The sequence below is a fragment of the Mycolicibacterium cosmeticum genome, from assembly GCF_000613185.1.
Lineage (GTDB): Bacteria > Actinomycetota > Actinomycetes > Mycobacteriales > Mycobacteriaceae > Mycobacterium > Mycobacterium cosmeticum.
The window spans coordinates 443,186-467,386 of record NZ_CCBB010000003.1 but is presented as its reverse complement, the minus strand read 5'-3'; the positions used below and the strand labels follow the sequence as shown (position 1 = coordinate 467,386).

28 protein-coding genes and 1 pseudogene are annotated in these 24,201 nt (G+C 69.9%); 4 read left to right on the top strand and 25 right to left on the bottom strand.

The features are described 5' to 3' along the window. From eutC to BN977_RS21300, 4 genes are read right to left on the bottom strand one after another with little or no spacing between them, the layout of a single operon-like run. Positions 1-765 (bottom strand): ethanolamine ammonia-lyase subunit EutC, encoded by a 765-nt coding sequence (eutC, locus tag BN977_RS21315; RefSeq protein WP_036401311.1) that lies wholly within the window; start codon positions 763-765, stop codon positions 1-3. Further along, the gene (locus tag BN977_RS21310; RefSeq protein WP_024455493.1) at positions 762-2,186 is read right to left on the bottom strand and encodes an ethanolamine ammonia-lyase subunit EutB; all 1,425 of its coding nucleotides are present in this window, start codon (positions 2,184-2,186) and stop codon (positions 762-764) included. The genes eutC and BN977_RS21310 overlap by 4 nt, the downstream gene beginning before the upstream one ends. A gap of 56 nt (positions 2,187-2,242) precedes the next feature. Further along, positions 2,243-2,857 carry a TetR/AcrR family transcriptional regulator gene (locus BN977_RS21305; RefSeq protein ID WP_407661202.1) on the bottom strand — a complete coding sequence of 205 codons (615 nt, stop codon included), beginning with the start codon at positions 2,855-2,857 and terminating at the stop codon, positions 2,243-2,245. Then, positions 2,832-3,698 carry an oxygenase MpaB family protein gene (locus tag BN977_RS21300; protein WP_036401306.1) on the bottom strand — a complete coding sequence of 289 codons (867 nt, stop codon included), beginning with the start codon at positions 3,696-3,698 and terminating at the stop codon, positions 2,832-2,834. Before BN977_RS21300 ends, BN977_RS21305 begins: the two co-directional genes overlap by 26 nt. Before the next feature lie 82 nt (positions 3,699-3,780). Here BN977_RS21300 and BN977_RS33675 point away from each other — a divergent pair. Next, positions 3,781-3,954, top strand: a pseudogene (locus tag BN977_RS33675) (HNH endonuclease signature motif containing protein); the annotation flags it as partial. Positions 3,955-4,174: 220 nt separating this feature from the next. On the opposite strand, the gene BN977_RS21290 reads toward BN977_RS33675, so the two are convergent. The 8 genes from BN977_RS21290 to BN977_RS21255 form a co-directional block, all read right to left on the bottom strand. Continuing rightward, a complete protein-coding gene (locus tag BN977_RS21290; protein ID WP_024455937.1) occupies positions 4,175-4,642 on the bottom strand; it encodes a transport-regulating membrane protein Mce1N in 468 nt (155 codons plus the stop codon). Next, positions 4,639-5,073 (bottom strand): hypothetical protein, encoded by a 435-nt coding sequence (locus BN977_RS21285; RefSeq protein WP_024455938.1) that lies wholly within the window; start codon positions 5,071-5,073, stop codon positions 4,639-4,641. The genes BN977_RS21290 and BN977_RS21285 overlap by 4 nt, the downstream gene beginning before the upstream one ends. A gap of 12 nt (positions 5,074-5,085) precedes the next feature. Beyond that, entirely contained in the window at positions 5,086-5,505 is a 420-nt protein-coding gene (locus BN977_RS21280) for a hypothetical protein (RefSeq protein WP_024455939.1), read from the bottom strand. Further along, entirely contained in the window at positions 5,502-6,482 is a 981-nt protein-coding gene (gene hemB, locus BN977_RS21275; RefSeq protein ID WP_036401303.1) for a porphobilinogen synthase, read from the bottom strand. The genes BN977_RS21280 and hemB overlap by 4 nt, the downstream gene beginning before the upstream one ends. After that, on the bottom strand, positions 6,483-8,150 hold the full coding sequence (locus BN977_RS21270; protein ID WP_024455941.1) for a bifunctional uroporphyrinogen-III C-methyltransferase/uroporphyrinogen-III synthase: 1,668 nt from the start codon (positions 8,148-8,150) through the stop codon (positions 6,483-6,485). It abuts the gene before it with no gap. Beyond that, positions 8,147-9,082, bottom strand: coding sequence for a hydroxymethylbilane synthase (gene hemC, locus BN977_RS21265; protein ID WP_036401299.1), 936 nt, complete (start codon positions 9,080-9,082; stop codon positions 8,147-8,149). Before hemC ends, BN977_RS21270 begins: the two co-directional genes overlap by 4 nt. Then, positions 9,079-10,431 carry a glutamyl-tRNA reductase gene (locus BN977_RS21260; protein ID WP_036401297.1) on the bottom strand — a complete coding sequence of 451 codons (1,353 nt, stop codon included), beginning with the start codon at positions 10,429-10,431 and terminating at the stop codon, positions 9,079-9,081. Before BN977_RS21260 ends, hemC begins: the two co-directional genes overlap by 4 nt. A gap of 152 nt (positions 10,432-10,583) precedes the next feature. Then, positions 10,584-10,841 (bottom strand): glutaredoxin family protein, encoded by a 258-nt coding sequence (locus tag BN977_RS21255; RefSeq protein ID WP_024453214.1) that lies wholly within the window; start codon positions 10,839-10,841, stop codon positions 10,584-10,586. 23 nt (positions 10,842-10,864) lie between these two features. On the opposite strand from BN977_RS21255, the gene BN977_RS21250 reads away from it, so the two are divergent. Together BN977_RS21250 and BN977_RS21245 are read left to right on the top strand one after the other, a co-directional pair. Beyond that, the gene (locus tag BN977_RS21250) at positions 10,865-11,731 is read left to right on the top strand and encodes an HAD family hydrolase (RefSeq protein WP_036404097.1); all 867 of its coding nucleotides are present in this window, start codon (positions 10,865-10,867) and stop codon (positions 11,729-11,731) included. Positions 11,732-11,745: 14 nt separating this feature from the next. Next, on the top strand, positions 11,746-12,243 hold the full coding sequence (locus BN977_RS21245) for an FAS1-like dehydratase domain-containing protein (protein ID WP_024453216.1): 498 nt from the start codon (positions 11,746-11,748) through the stop codon (positions 12,241-12,243). A gap of 22 nt (positions 12,244-12,265) precedes the next feature. On the opposite strand, the gene BN977_RS21240 is transcribed toward BN977_RS21245, so the two are convergent. The 8 genes from BN977_RS21240 to BN977_RS21210 all read right to left on the bottom strand — a co-directional run bounded on the left by BN977_RS21240 (position 12,266) and on the right by BN977_RS21210 (position 18,735). Further along, on the bottom strand, positions 12,266-13,330 hold the full coding sequence (locus BN977_RS21240) for a lysophospholipid acyltransferase family protein (RefSeq protein ID WP_036401295.1): 1,065 nt from the start codon (positions 13,328-13,330) through the stop codon (positions 12,266-12,268). 43 nt (positions 13,331-13,373) lie between these two features. After that, positions 13,374-14,471 carry an SDR family oxidoreductase gene (locus BN977_RS21235; protein ID WP_036401292.1) on the bottom strand — a complete coding sequence of 366 codons (1,098 nt, stop codon included), beginning with the start codon at positions 14,469-14,471 and terminating at the stop codon, positions 13,374-13,376. Between the two features lie 29 nt (positions 14,472-14,500). Beyond that, the gene (locus BN977_RS32030; RefSeq protein ID WP_003402602.1) at positions 14,501-14,602 is read right to left on the bottom strand and encodes a 30S ribosomal protein bS22; all 102 of its coding nucleotides are present in this window, start codon (positions 14,600-14,602) and stop codon (positions 14,501-14,503) included. A gap of 79 nt (positions 14,603-14,681) precedes the next feature. Next, on the bottom strand, positions 14,682-14,912 hold the full coding sequence (locus tag BN977_RS21230; RefSeq protein ID WP_024453219.1) for a cell division/environmental response transcriptional regulator: 231 nt from the start codon (positions 14,910-14,912) through the stop codon (positions 14,682-14,684). Between the two features lie 139 nt (positions 14,913-15,051). Further along, the gene (proC, locus tag BN977_RS21225) at positions 15,052-15,903 is read right to left on the bottom strand and encodes a pyrroline-5-carboxylate reductase (RefSeq protein WP_024453220.1); all 852 of its coding nucleotides are present in this window, start codon (positions 15,901-15,903) and stop codon (positions 15,052-15,054) included. 48 nt (positions 15,904-15,951) lie between these two features. After that, entirely contained in the window at positions 15,952-16,797 is an 846-nt protein-coding gene (locus BN977_RS21220) for a sugar phosphate isomerase/epimerase family protein (RefSeq protein ID WP_036401288.1), read from the bottom strand. Positions 16,798-16,801: 4 nt separating this feature from the next. Further along, positions 16,802-17,764, bottom strand: a complete 963-nt coding sequence (locus BN977_RS21215) for an Rv0497 family membrane protein (protein ID WP_036401285.1) — start codon at positions 17,762-17,764, stop codon at positions 16,802-16,804. Further along, positions 17,761-18,735, bottom strand: coding sequence for a Ppx/GppA family phosphatase (locus tag BN977_RS21210; RefSeq protein WP_024453223.1), 975 nt, complete (start codon positions 18,733-18,735; stop codon positions 17,761-17,763). The genes BN977_RS21215 and BN977_RS21210 overlap by 4 nt, the downstream gene beginning before the upstream one ends. A gap of 34 nt (positions 18,736-18,769) precedes the next feature. Between BN977_RS21210 and BN977_RS21205 the strand changes: the two genes are divergently transcribed. Beyond that, positions 18,770-19,558 (top strand): DUF3109 family protein, encoded by a 789-nt coding sequence (locus tag BN977_RS21205; RefSeq protein ID WP_227456287.1) that lies wholly within the window; start codon positions 18,770-18,772, stop codon positions 19,556-19,558. Positions 19,559-19,562: 4 nt separating this feature from the next. Here the strand turns inward: BN977_RS21205 and regX are convergent, their stop codons facing one another. The 5 genes from regX to mshA form a co-directional block, all read right to left on the bottom strand. After that, positions 19,563-20,249: a two-component sensory transduction protein RegX gene (regX, locus tag BN977_RS21200; RefSeq protein WP_024453225.1), complete on the bottom strand. Its 687-nt coding sequence runs from the start codon at positions 20,247-20,249 to the stop codon at positions 19,563-19,565. A gap of 70 nt (positions 20,250-20,319) precedes the next feature. Further along, positions 20,320-21,504: a sensor histidine kinase gene (locus tag BN977_RS21195; protein WP_024453226.1), complete on the bottom strand. Its 1,185-nt coding sequence runs from the start codon at positions 21,502-21,504 to the stop codon at positions 20,320-20,322. Positions 21,505-21,627: 123 nt separating this feature from the next. Then, positions 21,628-22,371 (bottom strand): phosphoglyceromutase, encoded by a 744-nt coding sequence (locus BN977_RS21190; protein WP_036401282.1) that lies wholly within the window; start codon positions 22,369-22,371, stop codon positions 21,628-21,630. A gap of 13 nt (positions 22,372-22,384) precedes the next feature. After that, on the bottom strand, positions 22,385-22,891 hold the full coding sequence (locus tag BN977_RS21185; protein WP_036404093.1) for a type III secretion system chaperone family protein: 507 nt from the start codon (positions 22,889-22,891) through the stop codon (positions 22,385-22,387). A 2-nt stretch (positions 22,892-22,893) separates the two neighbouring features. After that, positions 22,894-24,201, bottom strand: coding sequence for a D-inositol-3-phosphate glycosyltransferase (mshA, locus tag BN977_RS21180; RefSeq protein WP_109790326.1), 1,308 nt, complete (start codon positions 24,199-24,201; stop codon positions 22,894-22,896).

The window sequence follows — 24,201 nt, the reverse complement described above, 5'->3', positions numbered from 1 at the left end:
CTACGAAATCGCCCGCGGCCCCGGTCCGAGTTCGTCGGCGCGGGAGGTGTCCTTCAGGTCGACGCCGGAGCGGCCCAGCCGGCGCGCCCCGTCCACCAGGCCGGCCACCACCCGAGCCGCGGCCGCGTAACCGAGCCCTTCCGGCGGGTGCACGTTGGAGATGCAGTTGCGGTCGGCGTCGGTGCGCCCGGGCATCGGCAGATGGGTGAGATAGATGCCCAGGCTGCTGGCCACCGACAGGCCGGGCCGCTCACCGATGAGCACGAGCAGGGTGCGCACCCCCATCCGCGCCCCGATGTGGTCCCCGAGCGCCACCCGCGCCTGGGTCGCGATCACCGGTGGCGCAAGGGAATACCGCTCACCGAGCACGTCGACCAATGCGGTGAGCAGGCCCGGGCCGTGTTCGGTCAGCGCCCGCGGGGACAACCCGTCGGCGAGCACCACCCCGATATCGGAATTGCCGCGCGGCACCGCGTCCAGATCGGCCGGCAGCCGGCCCTTGTCCGGCCGGCGCAGGTACTCGCTGCGCCCGTCGGCCTGGCTGGCGACGACGGCCGGCGTGCCGATGCCCACCGCGGTGACGGCGGCCACGGTGGCCTCGACATCCAGCGGGATGTGCACCGCATCGCGAGCGGCGGCGTGCGCCGCGGCGAATTCCAGCACCCGGGTGGTCGGCAGCGCGTTGCCGGCCCGGCCCAGCCCGATGCGGGACTGGGTGGTCAGCCGCAACTCGTTCCAGAACTGTTGCGCGGCAGGGCTTGTCATGCGCCCGCCAATGCGCGCAGCGGGGACTGGTCGACGTCGACGGGCAGCACCCGGCCGTGCGCATCGCTCATGCCCAGTCCGCGCAGCCAGGCCTCGAACTCGGGAGCCGGGCGCAGGCCGAGCACCTGCCGGGCGTACAGGGCGTCGTGGAACGACAGGCTCTGGTAGCCGAGCATCACGTCGTCGGCGCCCGGGACGGCGATCACGAAGGCGACACCGGCCGCGCCCAGCAGCGTCACCAGGGTGTCCATATCGTCCTGGTCGGCTTCGGCGTGGTTGGTGTAGCAGACGTCCACCCCCATCGGCAGGCCGAGCAGCTTGCCGCAGAAGTGATCTTCCAGGCCGGCCCGGATGATCTGCTTCCCGTCGTACAGGTATTCCGGGCCGATGAAGCCGACCACGGTGTTGACCAGCAGCGGTTCCAGGTCGCGGGCGACGGCGTAGGCCCGGGCCTCGAGCGTCTGCTGGTCGACCGGCAGCCCGCCCATGCCCAGGTGCGCCCCGGAACTGAGTGCCGAGCCCTGCCCGGTCTCCAGATACATCACGTTGTCGCCGACGGTGCCGCGGTGCAGGGACCGGCCGGCCGCCAAACCCTCACGCAGCAAAGCGATATCGACACCGAATGCGGTGTTGGCGCCTTCGGTGCCTGCCACCGACTGGAACACCAGGTCCACCGGCACCCCCCGCCCGATCAGGTCGATGGTGGTGGTGACGTGGGACAGCACACAGGACTGCACCGGAATGCCGTAGCGCGTCCGGATCTCGTCGAGGAGCAGCAGCAGGTCGGCCGTCGCCTCCGGCGAGTCGGTGGCCGGGTTGATCCCGATGACCGCGTCGCCGCAGCCCATCAGCAGCCCGTCCAGCACGGCCGCGGCGATTCCGCGTGGATCGTCGGTGGGATGGTTGGGTTGCAACCGGGTGGCCAGCGTGCCGGGTAGCCCCACGGTGGTGCGGAACGCCGCGCTCACCGGCATGGCCCTGGCGGCGGCGATGAGGTCCTGGTTGCGCATGATCTTGCTGACGGCGGCGGCCATCTCGGGCGTGATGGCGGCCGCGACCGAGGCGAGGGTGGCCGCCGCGTCGGGCCCGGCCGCGACGTCGAGGATCCAGTCCCGCAACCCGCCCACGGTGAGGTGGGAGATCTTCTGGAACGCCGTCCGGTCGTGGCTGTCGATGATCAGGCGGGTCACCTCGTCGTCCTCGTAGGGCACGACGAGTTCTTCGAGGAACACGTCCAGGCCGATATCGGCCAGCGTCCACTGGGCGGCGGCCCGCTCGGCGTCCGAGGAGGCCGCGCAGCCCGCCAGCTGGTCACCGGAGCGCAGCGGGGTGGCCTTGGCCAGTACGTCGACGAGACCGTTGAAGGTGTAGCTGACACCGGCCAGGGTGGCGGTGCGCTGTTTGAGGCGGGGTCCGGGCACCTACCGAAGCTAGACATCGCGTGTAACGCGCCCGGGTGGGGACGATGACGCCCGTGTTACGCGCTGACGGTTCGCACCGCCGCGGGCAGGCTGGGCAGGAAATGCTTGGTGGCGAACGCCCGGATCTCGTCGGCCGTCTGCACCGGCTCCACGCTGGGCAGCAGCAGAACCATTGCCGCATAACGCAGGATGGTGTCGGCGAAGTCGTTGACGGCCGGCGCGCCGATCCGTTCGGCGAAGCCGGGCGGGAAGATGACCCGCAGCGCGTCCGCCATCCGCTCGACCGCGGCGCCGTAATGCCGGTGCATCAGCTCCAGCACCAGCGCCGGTTCGTCGACCATCATCTGGTTGAGCACCCGGTGCCTGCGGAACCGCAGGATCGACAGGGTGAACGCCTCCACGTAGTAATTGGCCTGCGGCCCGGCGCTTTTCAGTTCCTGCGCGATATCGGCGAACAACGCCACGTTCTCCCGCTCGATGACCGCGCCGACCAGTTCGTCGCGGTTGGCGAACCGGCGGTAGATGGTGGTGCGGCTGACCCCGGCCCGCTTGGCGACGTCGTCGAGGGCCACACGACGGAAACCGTGCCGCTCGAACTCGACGAGCGCGGCGTCGAGGATCGCTTGGGTGGCGTCGGGCGCCATATCAGGCCTGGGGTCGAAGGGCGGCATAACCCCGCTGCGCGAACTTGTTGTAGCGCACCGACATCGGCAGTCGGTCCCATATCCAGTTTACCGGCTTGGACCGCCAGAACGCCGCGAAGCGCTGGTAATTGCGCTCCTGACGCTCGGTCCATGGCAGGTCGAGCAGGTCACGTGCGCGCGGCGGCAGACCGCCGGTGGTGAGGAACGCGGCGAGCGGATCGAACACGGTGGCCACCACCTTCCAGACGGCCGGGTGCACGGCCTTGGGGCACGGGAAGCCCTTGGTCACATAGCCGACACCGTATTTGGCGCTCTTGTGCGCGACGGCCACCTCGTTCATCATCCGGTCCCAGTACTGCTCGAACTCGGCGTAGGTGGCCGGCATCGGCCGGTCGCTGACGCCGTAGCGGCGGTACCAGGTCTTGGATTCCAGCCAGATCTGTTCCTTCTCCTGTGGGCTGAGCCGCTTGACGAAGGTGTCGGCGAAGTAATAGATCTGCTCGACGAAGGTGGCGTGTGCCCAGAAGTAGGTCTCCGGATCGAGGGCGTGATAGCGACCCCCGTCAGGCATGTCGCCCTTGACGTGGTGGTGGAAGTCGCGCACCTGAGTGCCCGCGTTGTCCTGCTCGGTGCCGTACACCGTGCGGAAGATCGGCGGGATGGTGCGCTTGAGCCGCTCGGCGGTGTCGGAGAAGAAGGTCGAGTGGTCCAGCACGCCCTGGCCGAGTTCGGCCAGCATGTTCTGCAGCACGGCCGGCCGCGGGCCGATCAGGTACATCCGGTTGTCGCCGAAGTACTTCCACACTAGCGAGTCGGGGCCCAGCGGGAGGGCGTCGGTCTGCTGCGGCTGCTCGGCCAGTTCGGTCATGGGTACAGTGTTACAGATTTTGAACTTTGTTCCAATCGGGTGTGGTTCAGGTCACCGACGGTTTTCCGGACGGGGCTTGTCGAGAACCGTCGCCGACCGCAACCACATGCGCCGGCTGAAGCGACTGTTCAAGGGTGACGCCCCGAGCACCAGCCCGTGGTGCACCTACGTCAACGAGCCGATGGAACCCGAAGAGCTGCCGGATGATTGGCTGCCGCCGCCGCGGGTGTGCGATCCCGACGAGCCGCCGTTCTGACGGCGCAACCGGGCCACGCCCAACACCACCAGGATCCCGGCGGTGGTGGCGAGCACCAGCGCCAGCACGATCAGCGGCGGGTAGTAGACCACCGACGTGGTCGCCGGCTCGCCCTTCAGGATCGGCGCCACCTGGGCGGTCTCGCTCGCCGCCTGCCAGCTCAGTACGCAGCCCAGCACCGCGACGGCGGCCAAGACGAGTTCGATGACGGCGCGACGGTTCACGGCAAGGCCTCCCCGACCAGACCCTCCAGCGCGGCGCGCAGCGTGCGGTGGCGCCGTGCCCAGGCCTGTCCCGATCGGTCATCGGTCAGTTTCAGGCCGATCCCGGTGCGGCCCCTGGGCACGCCGGTGAGTTCCCCGAGGGCGCGATAGGACTGCCACTTCTCGGCCTCGGCGCCCTTGGCCTCGGGAAAGATCCGCACGATATCGGCGATGTCGATGGTCTCGGTGCCTTGCCGCAGCGTGTGTGGGGTCAGCTCGACGGAGGTGTGAATGCGTGCGGCCTTGATCTGGATCGCCAGAAACCCGGTCACCAGCACCAGGAACACCGCGGGCACGGCCAGCTGCACACCGGCGCCACCGGTCAGCTGGATCAGCGCCATCGCCACCGCCGCCGCCGGCCCGACCAGCAGCCACCACCAACTCGCGCCCGGTTCGTGGAACAACACCTCGTCGGGTTCGCTCACGTGGCGTCCTCGAACCACGCCGCAGCCGCCGGCCGGGTGAACAGCGTCGCGCCGACCGCAACGGGTACCACCCCGATCAGCGCGAGCAGTTCGAGGTTGTAGGGCGCGAACAACGCCAGCAGGAACACGACGAACACCACACCACCGGCCAGTGCGGCCAGGGCGCGACGGAACCGCTTGTCGCCGTTGCGGGTGCGCCCGGCCAGGAAACTGAGGCCCAGACCCGCGACGGCCAGCACCGCGCCGACACCGCCGTGCATCAGCAGGATGCGGTGCGCCTGCCCCTCCCCCAGCGAATCCGGGAACGCGCTCGCCGGCGTGGTCAGCGAGGTGCTCACCCCGACCAGGCCGCCGGCGAGCAGCAGCACGGCACCCACCATCGTCAGCCAGAACGCAACAGTGATGATCCGGGGACGCGGTGCTGTGGACATGGTCGGGCCAGCCTAGCGGGTGAGGTACTCGTGGCTGTCCCGGCGGTGCAGCAAGTACACCCCGCCCACGATCAGCACCGATCCGACGATCGAGCAGGCCGCGTAGGCCAGGGCGGCCACGGGCCCGCGCTCCACGGTGAACAGGCTGGTCAGCGAATACACCACGGCGGTCAGGCCGCCCGCGGTGAGCAGGGTGCGCGCCCACCGGTAACCGGCCCGCATCAGCACCGCGAAGGTGACCACCAGCGCGGCGGCGATCACCAGGAACAGCCCCGTGAACGCGTACGCGACCGCCGGCACCGATTTCGGCGTCGGCGCCGTCACGGCGTCGATGACGTGGCCGATCACCATCAACGGCAGCGCCGTCATCCAGAGCCAGAATCCGGTGTCGACGTCGACCGGGCGACCGGCGGGCTGTTCGGGTTCGGTCACGCCAACCAGCCGGCGACGTCGGCCGCCCAGTAGGTGAGCACGATGTCCGCGCCGGCGCGCCGGATCCCGATCAGCGACTCCAGGGCCGAGGCCCGCAGGTCGATCCAGCCGTTGGCGGCGGCGGCGCAGATCATCGCGTACTCGCCGGAGATCTGGTACGCGGCCACCGGCACCGGCGAGATGTCCGCGGCGGCGCGCACCACGTCCAGATAGCTCATCGCGGGCTTGACCATGATCATGTCCGCGCCCTCGTCGATGTCGAGCTCGATCTCGTGCACGGCCTCGCGGGCGTTGCCGGGGTCCTGCTGATAGGTGCGGCGGTCACCGACCAGGCTGGAGGACACCGCCTCCCGGAACGGTCCGTAGAACGCGGAGGCGAACTTCGCCGCATAGGCCATGATGGCGACGTCGGTGTGCCCGGCCGCATCCAGCCCGTCGCGGATGGCCGCCACCTGGCCGTCCATCATGCCGCTCGGCCCCACCACCTGGGCGCCCGAATGTGCTTGGGCCACAGCCAGTTCCACGTAGCGATCGTTGGTGGCGTCATTGTCCACCCGGCCGCGGGCGTCGACGATGCCGCAGTGCCCGTGCGCGGTGAACTCGTCCAGGCAGGTATCGGCCATCAGCACGGTGGCATCACCGAGGTCGGCGGTCAGGTCACGCAGCGCCACGTTCAGGATGCCCTCGGGGTCGACGCCGGCCGAGCCGGTCGCATCCTTGTCCTCGTCGCGCGGCACGCCGAACAGCATCAACCCACCCACCCCGGCGGCCACCGCATCGGCGGCGGCGCGGCGCAGCGAGTCACGGGTGTGCTGGTACACACCGGGCATCGAGGAGATCTCACGCGGGTCGTCGATGCCGTCGGCGACGAACATCGGCAGCACCAGATGCCGTGGCTCCAACGACGTCTGCGCCACCAGCCGGCGCATGGCCGGGGTGGACCGCAGGCGGCGGGGTCGGTGGCGCGGGAAAGCCATCTAGCGCCGGCGGCTCTTCTTGCGCGGCGGCGGCAGCGCCCCCTCGGCGCGCAACCGGGCCGCGTGCTCGGCCAGCGCCTCGACCAGCGGACCGACGGCCGCGGTCTCGGGCTGCACGTCCACCCGCAGGCCGAATTCCGCCGCGGTCTCGGCGGTCTTGGGGCCGATGCAGGCCACGATGGTCCGGGCGTGCGGCTTACCGGCGATACCCACCAGGTTGCGCACCGTGGAGCTGGAGGTGAAGCAGACCGCGTCGAACCCGCCGGTCTTGATCATCTCCCGGGTGTGCGCCGGCGGCGGAGCGGCACGCACCGTCCGGTAGGCGGTCACGTCCTCGATCTCCCAGCCGCGCTCGCGCAGACCCTCGGCCAGCGTCTCGGTGGCGATGTCGGCGCGCGGCAGCAGCACCCGGTTCACCGGGTCGAAGATGTCGTCGTACTCCGGGAATTCGTCGAGCAGGCCCAGCGAGGACTGCTCACCGACGGGCACCAGCTCGGGGTTGATGCCGAACGCGCGCACCCGGTCCGCGGTGGCCTGGCCGACGCAGGCGATCTTGACACCCGAGAATGCCCGCGCGTCCAGACCGAACTCGTTGAACTTGTCCCACACCGCCCGCACGGCGTTGGTGGAGGTGAAGACCACCCACTGGAACCGGCCGTCCACCAAACCCTTGACGGCCCTTTCCATCTGGGCCGGGCTGCGGGGCGGCTCGACGGCGATGGTGGGCACCTCGACCGGCAACGCACCGTGGCCGACCAGCTTCTCGCTCATCTCACCGGCCTGGTCCTTGGTGCGCGGCACCAGCACGGTCCAGCCGTACAGCGCCCGGCTCTCCCACCAGTTCAGCTTGGCGCGGTTGGCGACGGTCTTGCCGATGGTGACCACCAGCGGCCCGGCCAGCGAGCCGGGGGTACCCACCGGGATCTCGGCGGCCTGCTGAATTGTCTTGTCCCCCAAGCCCGCAAGCGTGGTCTCGACCGAATGCTGCTGGCAGGTGGTGCCGTGCGAGGTGACCACCGCAGGCGTGCTGTCGGCCAGCCCGTACTCGATGAGCGTGCGCGCGGCGTCGGGCAGGTGCGAGGCCGTGGCGTGCAGGATCAGCGGACCCGGCGCGGCGGCCAGCGCCGCCCAGTCCACGTCACCGCGCACGTCGGCGACGGTGTGCGACGACCCGAGCGGCAGCCCCGCGTAGGTCGGCACCGCGGTGGTGTCCGGCAGGCCGGGCACGATCTCGAAATTCAGGTGGGTGCGGGCCAGCGTGTTCACCTCGGTGATCACCGAGTCGACCGACAGCGGGTCGCCGGCCACCAGCCGGACCACGTCGACACCGTGCCGAGCCTCGTTGGCCAGGGTCTTGGCGACCTCGGCGGCGTCGCCCAGCGCCGGCCGCACATCGGGGCCACCCGGGATGACCGGGGCCGCCGCGTCGGCGGCACCGTCGGCCGGGGTAGCCTCCTCGGGCTGCGGTCCGGACGGCGGCGGCAGCTCGGAGCCGACCAGCGCCAGCACCGCGTCGGGCACGTCCGGATCGGTGAACACCAGCGCGGCGTTGGCCAGCACCGCGCGCGCCCGGCTGGTCAGCAGCCCGGGGTCCCCTGGACCGGACCCCACAAACGTGATGCGGCCCGGCTTGGTCTTGCGGCCTCGGGTCCCTGCGTGCCCAGTCATCTGTCACTCCGCTCAATTGCCAACACGTCTCGTGCACCCAGCTCGAACAGCTCCGCGGCCACCGAGAGCCCCAGCTCCCGGGCCCGATCGGGCGAACCGATACCGGACGCACGGATCACGTCGGATCCGTCCAGCGCCGCCACGCAACCGCGCAGCGACAGCTCCTCGAAGACCCGGCCCTCCTCGTCGATGGACTCGACCACTTCCGCGATCGCACCCACCGGCGCGGAACACCCCGCCTCCAGTTCGGCGAGCAGGGCTCGTTCGGCGGTGACCGCTGCGCGGGTGTCGGGGTCGTCCAACTCCGCCAGCACCGCGGCAAGGTCCGTGTCGCGTGCGCGGCACTCCACCGCGAGCGCGCCCTGAGCCGGTGCCGGCAACATCTGCACCGGTTCCAGGGACTCGGAGACATCACCGAGTCGTCCGATGCGGGCGAGACCCGCCCGGGCGACGACGATGCCGTCGAGATCACCGCTACTTACCCTGTTCAACCTGGTGTCTAGGTTGCCTCGTAGGGGGCGGATTTCCAAACCGAGACCCAGTGCTCTAAGCTGTGCGGCCCGTCGCGGGCTCGAGGTGCCGATGACCGAGCCCGGTGGCAACTCCCCCAGCACCATCCCGTCGCGGGCCACCAGAGCGTCGCGCGGGTCTTCGCGCCGCGGGATCGCGGCGATCACGAAGCGCTCGTCGGGGGCCGTCGGCAAATCCTTGTACGAGTGCACCGCCATGTCGACCCGCCCGTCGTCGACGGCTTCGCGCAGCGCCGCGGTGAACACGCCCACCCCGATCTCGGCGATGGGTCCCTGATTGCGGTCACCCTCGGTGCTGATGATGACCAGTTCTGCGGGGTGCCCCGAGGCGATCAGGGCGTCGCGGACACCGCCCGCTTGAGTGGTCGCCAGCAGGCTGCCACGGGTGCCGATTCGGATCACTCGGGCTTGTCGTTTTCGGTTGCGATCAGCGGCAATTCGCCACCCGACACCGCGTCGACGGCCTGCGGGTCGAGCTCGAACAGTTCGCGGAGGGCCTCTGCGTAGCTGTCCCCGCCGGGTGCGCCGGCGAGTTGTTTGACCCGCACCGTCGGGGCGTGCAGCAGCTTGTCGACGACGCGGCGGACGGTGCGCGCGACCTCGTCGCGGTGCGCCGCGTCCAGGCCGGGCAGCCGGTTGTCCAGCCGCAGCAATTCGGCCTCGACGACGTCGGCGGCGCGCTGCCGCAGCGCCGTCACGGTCGGGGTGACCTCGGCCATCCGCTGGCCGGCCAGGTACTGGGCAACCTCGTGGGCGACGATGGCGCGGGCCGCTTCGGCGTCGGACGCGGCGCCCTTGGCCGCCGGCTCGCGCTGGATGCGGTCCATGTCGATGACGTGCACGCCGGGCAGGCCGGCGACGGCCAGGTCGACATCGCGGGGCATGCCGAGGTCACAGATCACCAGCGGTCGGCCGGCACCCCCGTTGTCACGCCGCGCCAGTGCGTGGTGCACATCGGCCAGCGACACCACCGGGCGCACCGCGCCCGTGCTGCTCATCACGATGTCGGCGTCGGCCAGCACCGAGGAGATGTCGTCGAGTGCATGCGCGTGCGCAGGCACCCCGAGTTCGGCGATGTTCGCGGCCAGCCGGCGGGCCCTGGGCAGCGACCGGTTGACCACCTCGACGCGCTCCACCCCGGCGCGCACCAGGTGCTTGGCGGCCAGGGCGCCCATCGAGCCGGCGCCGATCACGACGGCCGTCCGGCCGGCCAGCGAGCCCACCCGCTTCTCGGCCATGTCCAGCGACACCGAGACCACCGAGGCGCCCGCGCTGTCGATCCCGGTTTCCGAGTGCACCCGCTTACCGACCGACAGCGCGCGCTGGGACAGTTCGTGCAAGGTGCGGCCGACGGTGTGGTTGGCCTCGGCGGCGGCGTAGGCCCGGCGCACCTGGCCCAGCACCTGCTGTTCCCCGAGCACCAGCGAGTCCAGGCCGCTGGTCACGGCGAACAGGTGCTCGACGGCGGCCTCGGCATAGCGCACGTAGGCGTACTTGGTGAGGTCCTGCAGGCCCATCCCGGAATGCTCGGAGAGCACCTGGCCGATCACCGACAGGCCGCCGTGGAACGCCTCGACCACCGCGTAGACCTCGACCCGGTTGCAGGTCGACAGCACCATGGCCTCGGTGACCAGCGAGGACTGCAGCACCTGGTCGATGATCTTGGCCTGATCGGACTCGTCGGTGCTCAGCTGTTCGAGCACGGAGACCGGCGCACTGCGGTGCGACACCCCGAATAGCAGGACGCTCACGGCATCATCACCTGGTCTTCTCCCCGTCGCTTCGCTCGCCCAGGACGGTTTTCACGCCGTCGCCTCGCTCGCCCGGTCGGGCTCCAAAGTAGCCGTTTACCAGCCGTGCTACCAAATTTGCTGAACCGGTTCAGGGCCGGTTCCCGGCTCGTTCAGGCCCCCGCGATATCGGCGCGCAGGCGCTGCTCGTCGACCTCCCAGTAGCTGTGCTCGACGCCGTCGAGCAGCACCACCGGCACCCGGTCGCCGAACTCGGCCCGCAGCTGCGGTTCTCCGGCCGCGGCGGCCACGTCGACATCGGTTGCCGCCCAGGTGAAGTTCAGCTCGTCGGCCAACTCCGCCAGCGTCCGCGCGGCGCGCTCGCAGATGCTGCAACCCGCGCGGGTGAGCAGCACAACCCGATGGTCCATGCGTCCAGTATTAGGGTTGTGTGGTGTCCGAGTCCGGTGCCGCCGATATCGACGGGGTCGAAAGCGATCTGATCGCTGGCGAGGCCAGTGCGGAAGCGGCCACCACGCCGCCCCCACCGCCGCCGCCGGATCTGACCGCGGCCGCGTTCTTCGACGTCGACAACACCCTGGTGCACGGCTCGTCGCTGGTGCATTTCGCGCGCGGGCTGGCCGCCCGCAAGTACTTCACCTACCGGGACATCCTCGGAATCATCTACGCGCAGGCCAAGTTCCAGTTCACCGGCAAGGAGAACAGCGACGACGTCGCGGCCGGCCGGCGCAAGGCGCTGGCCTTCATCGAGGGCCGCTCCACCGCCGAACTGGCGGAGCTGGGCGAACAGATCTACGACGAGATCATCGCCGACAAGATCTGGCCGGGCACCAGGGCGCTGGCCCAGATGCACCTGGACGCCGGCCAGCAGGTGTGGCTGGTCACCGCCACCCCGTACGAGCTGGCGGCGACCATCGCCGAGCGGCTGGGGCTGACCGGCGCGCTGGGCACCGTCGCCGAATCGGTCGACGGGGTGTTCACCGGCCGGCTGGTGGGCGACATCCTGCACGGCAGCGGCAAGGCGCACGCCGTCCGCGCGCTGGCCATCCGGGAGGGCCTGAACCTGCGTCGCTGCACGGCGTACTCGGACAGTTTCAACGACGTGCCGATGCTGTCGCTGGTGGGCACCGCGGTGGCGATCAACCCCGATGCCGCGCTGCGCGACGTTGCCAGGGAGCGGGGCTGGGAGATCCGCGACTTCCGCACCGCGCGCAAGGCGGCCCGGATCGGGGTGCCATCCGCGCTGGCCCTGGGTGCGGTGGGCGGGGCGCTGGCCGCGGTTGCGTCCCGTCGCCGCTGATAGGCTCTCCCGCCATGGGCCTTGCGGACGACATCATCGGAACCCACTACCGCTACCCCGATTACTTCGAGGTGGGCCGGGAGAAGATCCGGGAGTTCGCGAGCGCCGTCAAGGACGAGCACCCCGCGCACCAGGACGGGACCGTCGCATCGCTGACCTTCCTGGCGGTGGCCGGGCGCCGGGTGCAACTCGATCTCTTCGAGAACTTCGACGTGCCGATCAACCTGGAGCGGGTGCTGCACCGCGACCAGAAGCTGATCTTCCACCGGCCGATCAAGGTCGGCGACAAGCTGTGGTTCGACTCCTACCTGGATTCGGTGATCGAGTCCCACGGCACGGTGATCTGCGAGGTCCGCGCCGAGGTGACCGACGATGCCGGCGCGCCGGTGGCCACCAGCATCGTGACCATGTTGGGTGAGGCCCAGATCGACGAGGCCAACGAGGTCAGCGCGCAGATCGCCGCCGCCCGCGACGCCGCGATCGCGAAGATGGTCGCGAGCCAGAAGTCCTAGCCACAACGTCCAGCCAGAAGTTCTAGCCCAGGAAGGTGTTCCGCCGGGCCGCCAGCAGCTGGTACAGGGTGTGCTGGATGGTCTCGCGCACGTGGTCGGTCAGCTCGAACGTGACCATCGGGTCCTCGGCCGCCGACTCGTCGTAGTCCGCGGTGGGGATGGGCTCACCGAACTGGATATGCCATTTCGACGGCAGCGGCACCACACCGAGCGGCCCGGCCAGCGGGAACAGTGGCGTGACCGGGAAGTAGGGCAGCCCGAACAGCCGGGCCAGCAACTTGATGTCGCCGATCTTGGGGTAGATCTCCTCGGAGCCGACGATGGAGCACGGCACGATGGGCACCTGGGCCCGCAGCGCCGCCGAGACGAACCCGCCGCGACCGAAGCGCTGCAGTTTGTAGCGGTCCTTGAAGGGCTTGCCGAGGCCCTTGAAACCCTCGGGGAACACCGCCGTGAGTTCACCGGCGGCCAGCAGCCGGTGCGCGTCGGAGGTGCAGGCGACGGTGTGGCCGGCCTTGCGCGCGGCCTGACCGACCACCGGGAGGTCGAACACCAGGTCGGCGGCCAGCAGCCGCAGGTCCCGGTGCAGCGGATGGTGATCGTGCACGGCGACCGAGGCCATCAGCCCGTCGAAGGGCAGCACACCGGCGTGGTTGGCCACGATCAGCGCGGCGCCCTCGCGCGGGAGGTTTTCGATCCCGCTGACCTCAACCCGGAACCACGACGTGAAAAGCACTCGCAGCATTGGCATTACCACCGCATTGGTCAGGTGCGGGTCGAAGCCGAACTCGTCGACCGTGTAGTCACCGGTCATCCGCTTCACGGCGAAATCGGCGATGGCGGTGATGGCCTTGCACAGCTCGTTGGGGGTGTCCTGCTCATCTCCCGCGCCGGCGCCGCGGTGCTGGTCGATCTCGCGCACCACCGCGGCGATCTGCTCGGCGGAGGCGCGGGTACCCGGATCGGTGAGCAGGGACGGATGTCGGCGCACGCTGTCCGCACGCTGCGCGGCCCGGCGCTGCGCGGCCGCGGACCGGCCCGAATTCGAGTGCAGCGGAATCACTTTGGCTTTTGATTCACCCGCCACGTCGCCACCTTCTCCCCGCCCCGTTGGAGTGCCCGACCTGCCGCTACCGTCCCCATTGCTGCGCCACAGACACGGCGCGGCTCTCCATTGAGCGTACCCATTTCGGGTCGATGATCGGCGTCAAACCCCGACCACGCACGTAGTCGTCGAATGCCTCCACAGTGGTCCACTTGGGCAGGTAGCCTAGGTCGTTTCGCATCCGCGCGGTGTCCATCACCCGGCCATAGCTCAAGTAGTTCAACTGCTCGCGATCGAGTTCAGTGTAACTTGTTGCGCGCCTCAGCGAGTCGACGAGTTGCAGCGCCTGCCGCGGCACCGGCAGCGCGACCCGGCCGGAGCGCCGGATCGCCTGACTCATCATGATGATGCCCGAGGCGCCGATGTTGAAGGTGCCCGCGCGGCCGGCGATGGTGGCGCGCTCCAGCGCGCCGAGCGCGTCCTGCTCGTGCAGCAGTTGCAGCCGGGCGTCGTGTCCGAGCACCGAGGGCACCACCGGACCCGCGAGATACCGCGACAGCGCGGTATCCATGGCCGGTCCGATCATGTTGGCCAGCCGCAGGATCGTCAGGGCGATATCGGGCCTGCGCCTGGCCAGGCCGCGCGCATACCCCTCGATGTCGATGCTGTCCCTGGCGAAGCCCTCGCCGAGTGGGCGGCGGGCACTCTCGTCCTCGGTGAACAGCACCGGATCGCGGGCACTGGACCCGTAGACCTCGGAGGTGGACTTGAGCACCACCCGTCGCACGGTCGGAGCCTTCTGGCACGCCGCGAACAGCTGGATCGCGCCCATGACGTTGAGCTCTTTGAGCGTGGCCCGGCCACCGGCCCGCGGCGCGTAGGACGCCGCGGCGGCATGCACGACGGTGTCGACGTTGCCGTTGCGGATGACCTTGGCGATGAACGGGTTGCGGATGTCGGCGCGTACGAACTCCGCGCGCCCCATCCGGCGCAACAGATCCTTGCTCGGTGCGATGGCGTCGACCGCGATGACGTGATCGATCGCCGGGTTCTGGGCAAGGCGCGCCGTCAGGTAGCCGCCGAGAAACCGGCACGCACCGGTGACCAGGACGACCTTGGGGCCCGTTGCCGAGCCTCCGGTGCCCCTGGTGTCACCGCTGTCGCCGGATCCCTGCGCATCCATCGGGCGAGCCTACCGAGAAGCGCGAAAAACTACTTACCGAGTTTTCTGCGCTGGACCCGTGTACGGCGAAGCAGCTTGCGGTGCTTCTTCTTCGACATGCGCTTACGCCGCTTCTTGATGACTGAACCCATGAACTCCGCTACCTACCAAAAATGAAGGAACTGACCGGGCCACATTACCGGGCAACCCGATGCCAGCGGAAACCGGCTTCTAGCCCGCGCTGAAGTACGACGTCTCCAGCAGATCGTGCACCGCCTTCGCGTGCACGCGGAACGACCGGCCCACCCGCACCGCCGGCAGCTCACCGTTGTGCACCAGCCGGTAAACGGTCATCTTGCTGACTCGCATCAGGCTGGCCACTTCGGCAACGGTCAGAAATTGAGCTTTGGGCTGGCCTTCGCCAGCCGAATCCCGCGCCGATGGCCCGTTCATTGACGTCATCGCAACCCAATCCTTAAGGCACGGCCAGTTCCAGCGGCTTCCCCACCGCTGGCACGAACGCGTGCATACAACGAGGAGAATAGCGTGGCCATTGGGGTTATTGCGACGGGTGTGGGGTAATCCGTCCGAAATTCTTGAATTACTCTGATGTAATTCCGAGCTGCTCAGAGCGGGTTTTCGCAGCTGTCACCGCGTTGGCGACCGCGGCCCGCAGGCCCCCGCGTTCCAGTTCACGCAGCCCAGCGGCGGTGGTACCACCCGGTGAGGTCACGATAGCTCGCAACTGCGCCGCTGTGGTGTCCAATGCGGCATCTGGTGCGCTGTCGAGGCGGTCCAGCAGCATCGCGGCCGAACCCGCCATCGTCTGCGCCACCAGATCGGTGGCCACCGCACGTGGCAAACCCGCGTCGACCCCGGCGTCGACCATGGCCTCGACCATCAGGAAGAAGTACGCCGGGCCGGATCCCGACAGCGCCGTCACGGCGTCGAGCTGCGCCTCCGGCACGGTGAGCACCCCGCCCACGGTGTCGAAGATGGCCGACACCTCCTTGAGTTGCTCCTCGGTGGCGAAGCGGCCTCTGGACAGCGCGCTGACGCCCCCGCCGACCACCATCGGGGCGTTGGGCATCACCCGGATCACCGGGGCGCCTGCGGGCAGCTTGGACTCGTAGAACGACGTGCTGACGCCGGCCGCCACGCTGACCACGACCTGCTCGGCGCTGTTGTCGTCGGCCTTGCCGACGGCCTCGGCGATCTCGGCCAGCGCCGACTCCACGTCGCCGGGCTTCACCGCGACGATCACGTAGGTGGCGTTCTCGGCCGCATCCGCGACCGAGGTGACCAGCACCGAGTAGGTGTCGGACAGGTACTGGGCGCGCTCGGCGAACTTCTCCGCGACGACCAGGTCCTTGACCTGGCGGCCGGCTCGTAACAGTCCCGAGAGCAGCGCTTCACCGATGCTGCCCCCGCCGATGATTGCAATCCTTGACACGGGAAAAGCATTGCACGCGCGGCACCGCCTGGGCACCGTGGGCGGCCCTCAGCGCAGCAGGTGTTGCCTGGCGAAGGTCAGCGATTCGACGAGCAGGGCCTCGCGCTCGGCGGCGGTGCGGGCCTGGGAGGTGGTGACCTCCAGGATCACGTGACCGGTGAAATCGGAGGCGGCCAGCATCCGGCAGATCTCCGCGGCGGGCTGGGTGCCGCGGCCGGGCACCAGGTGCTCGTCGGTCGACGCGCCGCTGCCGTCGCACAGGTGCAGATGCGCCAGCCCCGCACCCATCCGCCGCGCCATGTCGATCGCATCGGTGCCCGCGGTGGCGCTGTGCGACAGGTCGAGCGTGAAGTGGGCATGGCCGCCGTCGAGCGGGTCGTAGGACGGCGCGAAGGCGGAGATCGCCGGGCCGGGCCGGCCGCCGCGCTTGCGCATCCGCTCGACCGACGGCGCCCCGGTACCCCAGAACCGGTCGGCGCGGAACGGGAACATGTTCTCCACCGCCACCAGCACGTCGCTCCCGCGCTCCAGCTCGGCGACCTGCGCGGCGAAACCCTCGGCGTATCGCCGTTGCCAGCGGAACGGCGGGTGCACCACCACCGTCTGGGCTCCCAGCTGCTCGGCGGCGCGCACACTGCGCTCCAGTTTGGGGATCGGGTTGGCGCCCCACACCCGCTGCGAGATCAACAGGCACGGCGCGTGCACGGACAGCACCGGGATGCCGTAGCGCTGCGACAGGGCCTCGATGGCGTCGATGTCCTGGCTGACCGGTTCGGCCCACACCATCAGCTCGACCCCGTCGTAACCCAGGCGGGCGGCGTAGTCGAAGGCGGCCTCGGTCCGCAGCGGGTACACCGAGGCGGTGGACAGGCCGACCTTGATGGCGGGACGCACCGAATCAGGTGGACTGCAGCAGGGCCAGCGGCCCGAGCGTGACCAGCGCCCCGACGGCCACCGCGATCAGGGTGCTGGCGATGTCCTCGGTCCTGCGCACCACGCGCACCCCGACCACCAGGCCGAGGATGACCAGCACCGACAGCACCAGGGCGACGATGTTGTTCCACTTCCACAGCTGGTCAAAGGCCACGAACAAGCCGGCGCCGAACAGCACGGCGAAGATGCTCTGCGCGACGATCCACACCCCGTGCAGGAACGGCGACCGGCTGGTGGCCGGCTCCGCCTCGGCTTCCTCGGCGAGCTCCGCCCCGGGCTCGTCGGTGACCACGGCGGTGTCGGTCAGGGTGGCCGCGGTGTCCGGGCCGCCCAGATCGATGTCCTCCGGGCCGGGCACCCGGGACAGGTACGACGGGAAGGCCGACGGCAGGGCGTCCGTGCCGCCGGTGACCGCCTGCGGGTCGGCGGTGAGATCGACATCCGTGAGATCGACGGCGGCGAGTTCGTCGTCGTCGATCAGCGGGTCCGGGCTCATCTCCTCGGCGCCGCCCGCGGGCAGCGCGGCCGAGCGGCGCAGGCCGTGGTGCGTGTAGTGCGGCACGGGCTCGGGCTGGGCCTCGGGCTCGGGCTGGGCGTCCGGCTCGTCCTCGGTGACCTGGGGCTGTTCCAGCACCGACTGGGCTTCGACGGCGACCTCGGCTTCGGCCGGCGCCGCCGGCTCCTCGCTCGGTGCCTCGACCCGACCGTTGTCGGGGGTGGTCTCGGCGTCGATCACCTCGTGCTCGCCGGTGTGATAGTTGACGATCGGGATCTCGCCGGTGAGTTCGGCCACGGTGACGGCATCGGCGTTGCCACGCCGGCGCCGGCGCCGCCCGCCGGGCGACGGGGCGCCGATGCTGCCGTTCTTCGCCAGCAGCTCCGCCACCGAGATGGGGCGGGTGCTGGTGGTGTCGTTCGGTTCTGTCATCGTCTGTTGCCTTTGGGCAATGCTGTCTCCACCAAGGCTGTGCCGTCGGCCTCACTGTCGAGTTTCCGCAGGATGAGGCCTTCCCGCAACGCCCAGGGGCAGATCTCCACCTGCTCGATACCGAGCGCGCGCATGCTGGCTTCAGCTACCAGGGCTCCGGCCACGATCTGTGGCGCCCGTTCGGCACTCACCCCCTCCAACTCGGCTCGGTCGGCCGTTGTCATCCTAGAGATGAACGCTATGAGCTGCCGCAATCCCGCGGCGGTCAGGGTGCGCTTGACCCGCGGCCCGGCCGCCGAGGGCGCCGCGCCGGTGAGCCGGGCCAGCGAACGGAACGTCTTGGACGTGGCGACCGCCAGATCGGGGCTGCCCGCCGCCTGGATCGTCGACCCGGCCTCCGACATCTCGGTGGCCAGCCAGTCCCGCAGCGCGGCCACCTTGCGCCGCCCGGGCGGATCGTCGGCCAGCCACTCCCTGGTCAGCCGGCCCGCCCCCAGCGGCAGCGACAACGCCACCTCGGGCTCCTCGTCGACCCCGCTGGACAGCTCCAGCGAGCCGCCGCCGATGTCGATGTTGATGATCCGGCCCGCGCTCCAGCCGTACCAGCGGCGCACCGCCAGGAACGTCAGCCGGGATTCGTCCACCCCGCTGAGCACCCGCAGCGACACCCCGGCCTCGGTCTGCACCCGGGCCAGCACATCCTCGGAGTTGGTGGCGTCGCGGACCGCCGAGGTCGCGAAGGCCATCAGTTCGGCGCAGCCCGAGCTGGTGGCGATGCTGGCGAACTCGGTGACCGTGTCCACCAGCTTGTCGGCCCCCTTGCGGGTGAGCTTGCCCGACGAGTCGATCGACTCGGCCAGCCGCAACGCGGCCTTGGTGGAGCTCATCGGCGTCGGATGGCCGCCGCGGCGCGCGTCGACCACCAACAGATGAACCGTATTGCTGCCTACGTCGAGCACGCCCAATCGCACGCGGACCACGTTAGTGGGTTTACCGTTTACTCCCGTGAGCACATCGCACGTCGGCGGGTTGGGCAACGAGGTCGAACTGGACTTCGCCCGGGAATGGGTGGAGTTCTTCGACCCCGACAATCCGCAGCACGTCATCGCCGCGGATATGACCTGGCTGCTGTCTCGGTGGACCTGTGTGTTCGGCACACCGGCCTGCCAGGGCACGGTGGCCGGCCGGCCGGACGACGGTTGCTGCTCGCATGGCGCGTTCCTGTCCGACGACGACGACCGCGCCTCGCTCGACGATGCGGTGAAACAGCTGACCGCCGACGACTGGCAGTTCCGCGACAAGGGGCTGGGCCGCAAGGGCTACCTGGAGATGGACGAGTACGACGGCAAGCCCAACCTGCGAACCCGAAAGTACAAGGGCGCCTGCATCTTCCTGAACCGGCCGGGTTTCCCCGCCGGTATCGGCTGTGCGCTGCACAGCAAGGCGCTCAAGCTGGGCGTGGAACCGCTGACCATGAAGCCGGAGGTGTGCTGGCAGCTGCCGATCCGGCGCACGCAGGAGTGGGTGACCCGCCCGGACGGCACCGACATCCTCAAGACCACGATCACCGAGTACGACCGGCGCGGTTGGGGTGAGGGCGGTGCGGACCTGCACTGGTACTGCACCGGCGACCCGGCCGCCCATGTCGGCGCCCGGCCGGTGTGGGAGTCCTACGCGCCCGAGCTGACCGAGCTGCTCGGCGAGAAGGCGTACGCCGAACTGGCCGCCATGTGCCGGCGCCGGGGCATGCTCGGCTTGATCGCCGTGCACCCGGCGACCCGGGCCGCGGAGTAGCCCGCTAACCCTCCAGCTTGTAACCCAGGCCGCGCACGGTGACGAGGTGCACCGGGTTGGCCGGGTCGGCCTCGATCTTGCTGCGCAGCCGCTTGACGTGCACGTCCAGGGTCTTGGTGTCGCCGACGTAGTCGGCACCCCAGACCCGGTCGATCAGCTGGCCGCGGGTGAGCACCCGGCCGCTGTTGCGCATCAGGTACTCCAGCAGGTCGAACTCCTTGAGCGGCAATGTGATCGGTTCGCCGTTCACGCTGACGACGTGCCGCTCCACATCCATGCGCACCGGGCCGGCCTCCAAAATGCCGTCGCCGGAACCGGTTTCGTCGGTGTCGGCGCCGCGGCGCAGCACCGCACGGATGCGGGCGATGAGCTCACGCGCCGAGTACGGCTTGGTGACGTAGTCGTCGGCGCCCAGTTCCAGGCCGACCACCTTGTCGATCTCGCTGTCCCGCGCGGTCACCATGATGACCGGCACGCTGGACCGCGACCGCAGCTGCTTGCAGACGTCGGTGCCGCTCATGCCCGGAAGCATCAGGTCGAGCAGGACGATGTCGGCGCCCACCCGCTCGAATTCCGCCAGCGCGGACGGGCCGTCGCCCACCACGGTGGCCTCGAACCCCTCCTTGCGCAGCAGGAAGGCCAGCGGATCGGCCAGCGACTCTTCATCTTCCACGATCAGGACACTGGTCATCGGTTCTTCGTGCCTTCCGTCGCGTCGTGGCTGAAGTCTTCAACTATCAGAACACTGGTCATCGGTTCGGTCAGTCCTCTCGGTCATCTCGTTCGTACGAGTCGTCGGTGTCGTGGTAGGCCGGGATCGACAGGGTGAACGTCGAGCCGGTGCCGGGCTGGCTCCACAGCCGGATGGTGCCGTTGTGGTTGGCCGCAACGTGTTTGACGATCGCCAGGCCCAGCCCGGTGCCGCCGGTGGCGCGGGACCGGGCCTTGTCCACCCGGAAGAACCGCTCGAAGACCCGTTCCTGGTCGGCCCTGGCGATGCCGATACCGCGATCGGTCACCGCGATCTCGATGTCGTTGCCGCGCCTGCGCCGGCTGATCGACACACTCGACCCGTTCGGGGAGTACGCGATGGCGTTGGACACCAGGTTGGCGATGGCCGTCACCAACAGGCCCTGGTCGCCAAGCACCCGGTAGCCGGTCGGGGCGTCGGTGGTGATCGAGATGTCGGCGTTGTCGGCCGACACCTTGTGCCGGGACAGCGCCTCGGAGACGACGGTGTCCACGTCGACGACCTCGAGATCGGGCAGCGGCTCGGCGCCCTGGAGCCGGGACAACTCGATGAGCTCGCCCACCATGCTGGCCAGCCGGTGCGATTCCACCAGCATCTTGTCGGCGAACCGGCGCACCGTCTCGGGGTCGTCGGCCGAGGCCAGCAGCGCCTCGGCCAGCACCCCCATGGCCCCGACGGGGGTTTTCAGCTCGTGGCTGACGTTGGCCACGAAGTCGCGGCGGGTGGCTTCCATCCGCGCCTGCTCGGACTGGTCCCCCACGAACACCACCGCGAACCGGCGGTCCTCCTCGGTGAGCAGCCGCACGTGCCCGCGCACGGACAACCCGGACCGGCCGGTGGGTGCGCGTTTGCGCGGCGACAGGTCGATGTCGACATCCTCGCCACTGGACAGGCAGCGCTGCACGGCCTGCCAGGCGCGTTCGTCGAGCAGGCGGTCGCGCACCAACCCGAGTTCGGCGGCCTGGTCGTTCATGTAGACCACGTCGCGGAAGGCGTCGACCACGACGATGCCCATCGGCGAGAGGCCCACAACGTGGCTGAGCATCTGGGAGACGGTGATCCCGCCCTCTTCGGCATCACGACGCGCTCGGCGCTGCTGGCGGACCCGGGAGATGACGGCTCCCGCCGCCACGCCGATCCCGAGCGCGAGCAGCGTCACGGCTGCCGTCAGCAGCAGCACGGATGCCACACTCACGCGAAAATCGTACGCATCCGGTGAACGTCATCCCAGCAGCGTGCGGCCAAATCGGGACATGTCACACAAGCAAACACAGGAGTTCGGCCCGCGTTCACCTGAGTTAACCCGCTATTTGCCGAGCTATTTCTTGGCGCCCTGCGCGGCCACGGCCGCCGCGCCCGCCGCGGCCGCCTCCGGATCCAGGTACTGACCGCCCGGCACCGTGGGCTTGAGATCGGCGTCCAGGTCGTAGCGCAGCGGGATGCCGGTGGGGATGTTCAGCCCGACGACCTCGTCGTCGGACATCCCGTCCAGGTACTTGACCAGCGCGCGCAGCGAGTTGCCGTGCGCGGCGATCAGCACGGTCTTGCCCGCCTTGAGGTCCGGCACGATGGCCTGCTCGAAGTACGGCACGAACCGGGCCACCACGTCGGCCAGGCATTCGGTCAGCGGGCCGCCGCCGATGTCAGCGTACCGCGGGTCGGCATCCTGGCTGAACTCACTGCCCTTCTCGATGGGCGGCGGCGGGGTGTCATAGCTGCGCCGCCAGGCCATGAACTGCTCCTCGCCGTACTTGGCCAGCGTCTCGGCCTTGTCCAGGCCCTGCAGCGCGCCGTAGTGGCGCTCGTTGAGCCGCCAGTCCCGGTGCACCGGGATCCACAGCCGGTCGGCGGCGTCCAGCGCCAGATGCGCGGTGGTGATGGCGCGGCGCAGCAGCGACGTGTACAGCACGTCGGGCAGCACACCCTGCTCGCGCAGCAGCGTGCCGCCGCGCACCGCCTCGGCCCGGCCCTTGTCGGTGAGGTCGACATCGACCCATCCGGTGAACAGGTTCTTCTCGTTCCACTGGCTCTCGCCGTGGCGCAGCAGGATCAGGGTCGCCATGACGGGCATTCTGTCACGAGTCGTCGTGGTCGATCAGATGCGCGAAGGCCTGCAGGTTCTTCAGCGATTCCCCGCGGGCCACCCGCCACTGGTACTCCTTCTCGATGGAGGACCGAAAACCCAACTCCAGCAACGTGTTGAAGTCCGAGTCGACCGCCTCCAGCACCTGGCCGAGCACCCGGTCGATCTCGTCGGCGGTGACGGTCTCCAGGGCCATCCGGCCCACCAGGTAGATGTCGCCGAGGTTGTCCAGGGTGTAGGCGACGCCGTAGAGCCTGCGGTTGCGCTTGAGCAGGAACCGGTACACGCCCTCGAAGTTCTCGTCCGGTTTGCGGCACACGAACGCCTCGACCCGCACCGAGTGCTCACCGATGCTCAGGATGGTGTTGGTCTTGAGCCGCCGCTCCCCCGGCAGCGCGACCACCAGTCCGGGCAGCCCACCGTGTGCGCCCCGGTGGTGGGCGTACTCCAGCTCGTGCTCCTGCAGCGTCGCCTCGATGAGGTCCTGCACCGGGCTCACCGTCACAACCGCACCCCCCGTCGCATGCTGAACCGCCGCCCGCCGCGCCGCGCCGTCGCGTCCCGGCGTGGGTGCCGCGCCCGGTAGTCGGCGATGGCCCGGCCGTAGCCGGCCAGCAGGGCGTCCACCGTGTGCGCCCAGGAGAAGGTGGCGGCATGCGCGACGGCCGCGGCACCCAGGCGTTCCGGCCCGCTCGCCAGCAGCGCGCCGATGACCGCGGCCCACCGCTCGGGGTCGTGGCCGTCGACCAGGGCGCCGGTCACGCCGTCGCGCACCGCGACCGGCAGGCCGCCCACCGCGGCGGCCACCACCGGGGTGCCGCAGGCCTGCGCCTCGACCGCGACCAGGCCGAAGGACTCCGAGTAGCTGGGCACCGCGACCAGGTCGGCGGCGCGGTAGACGTCGACCAGTTGGGCGCGCGACTGCGGCGGCAGGAAGGTGACCCGGTCGGTGATCCCGAGCTGGTCGGCCAGCCGGATCAGACCGTCGGGGGCGGCCAGCCCGGACCCGGACGGCCCGCCCGCCACCACGACCCGGGCGCGGGGAAGTTCGGCCACCGCGCGCAGCAGCACGTCCGGCGCCTTCAACGGCTGGATGCGGCCCACGAAGGCCACGATCGGTTCGGTGGGATCCAGCCCGAGCGCGGCCCGCGCGGCGCGCTTGTCGCCGGGGGTGAAGACCGCCAGGTCGACCCCGGGGTGCACCACGTCGATCTGGGCGCGGCTCGCGTGGTGCAGCGAAACCAGTTGCTGCGCTTCGAGTTCGGTGTTGACGATGAGCCGGTCCGCCTCGTCGACCACCTGCTGTTCACCGATCGCGCGCAGCGCGGGCTCCGGGGTGTCGCCGGCGGCCAGCGAAGCGTTCTTCACCGCCGCGAGCGTGTGCGCGGTGTGCACCAGCGGCACCGCCCATCGGTCGCGGGCCAGCCAGCCGACCTGGCCGGACAGCCAGTAGTGCGAGTGCACGATGTCGTAGTACCCGGGTTCGTGGTTGGCCTCGGCGCGCAGCACCCCGGCGGTGAACGCGCACAGCTGCGTCGGCAGGTCGTTCTTGTCCAGCCCCTCGAACGGGCCGGCCACCACGTTGCGCACCAGCACGCCGGGGGCGACCCGGACCACCGGCTCGTCCGCCGAGGACGTCGCCCTGGTGAAGATCTCCACGTCGACGCCGCGCCGAGCCAGTTCCAGTGCGGTCTGCAGCACGTAGACGTTCATCCCGCCGGCATCGCCGGTGCCGGGTTGGGCCAGCGGCGACGTGTGCACCGACAGCACCGCCACCCGCTTGGCCACCGGAGCGGCGACGGCGCTCAG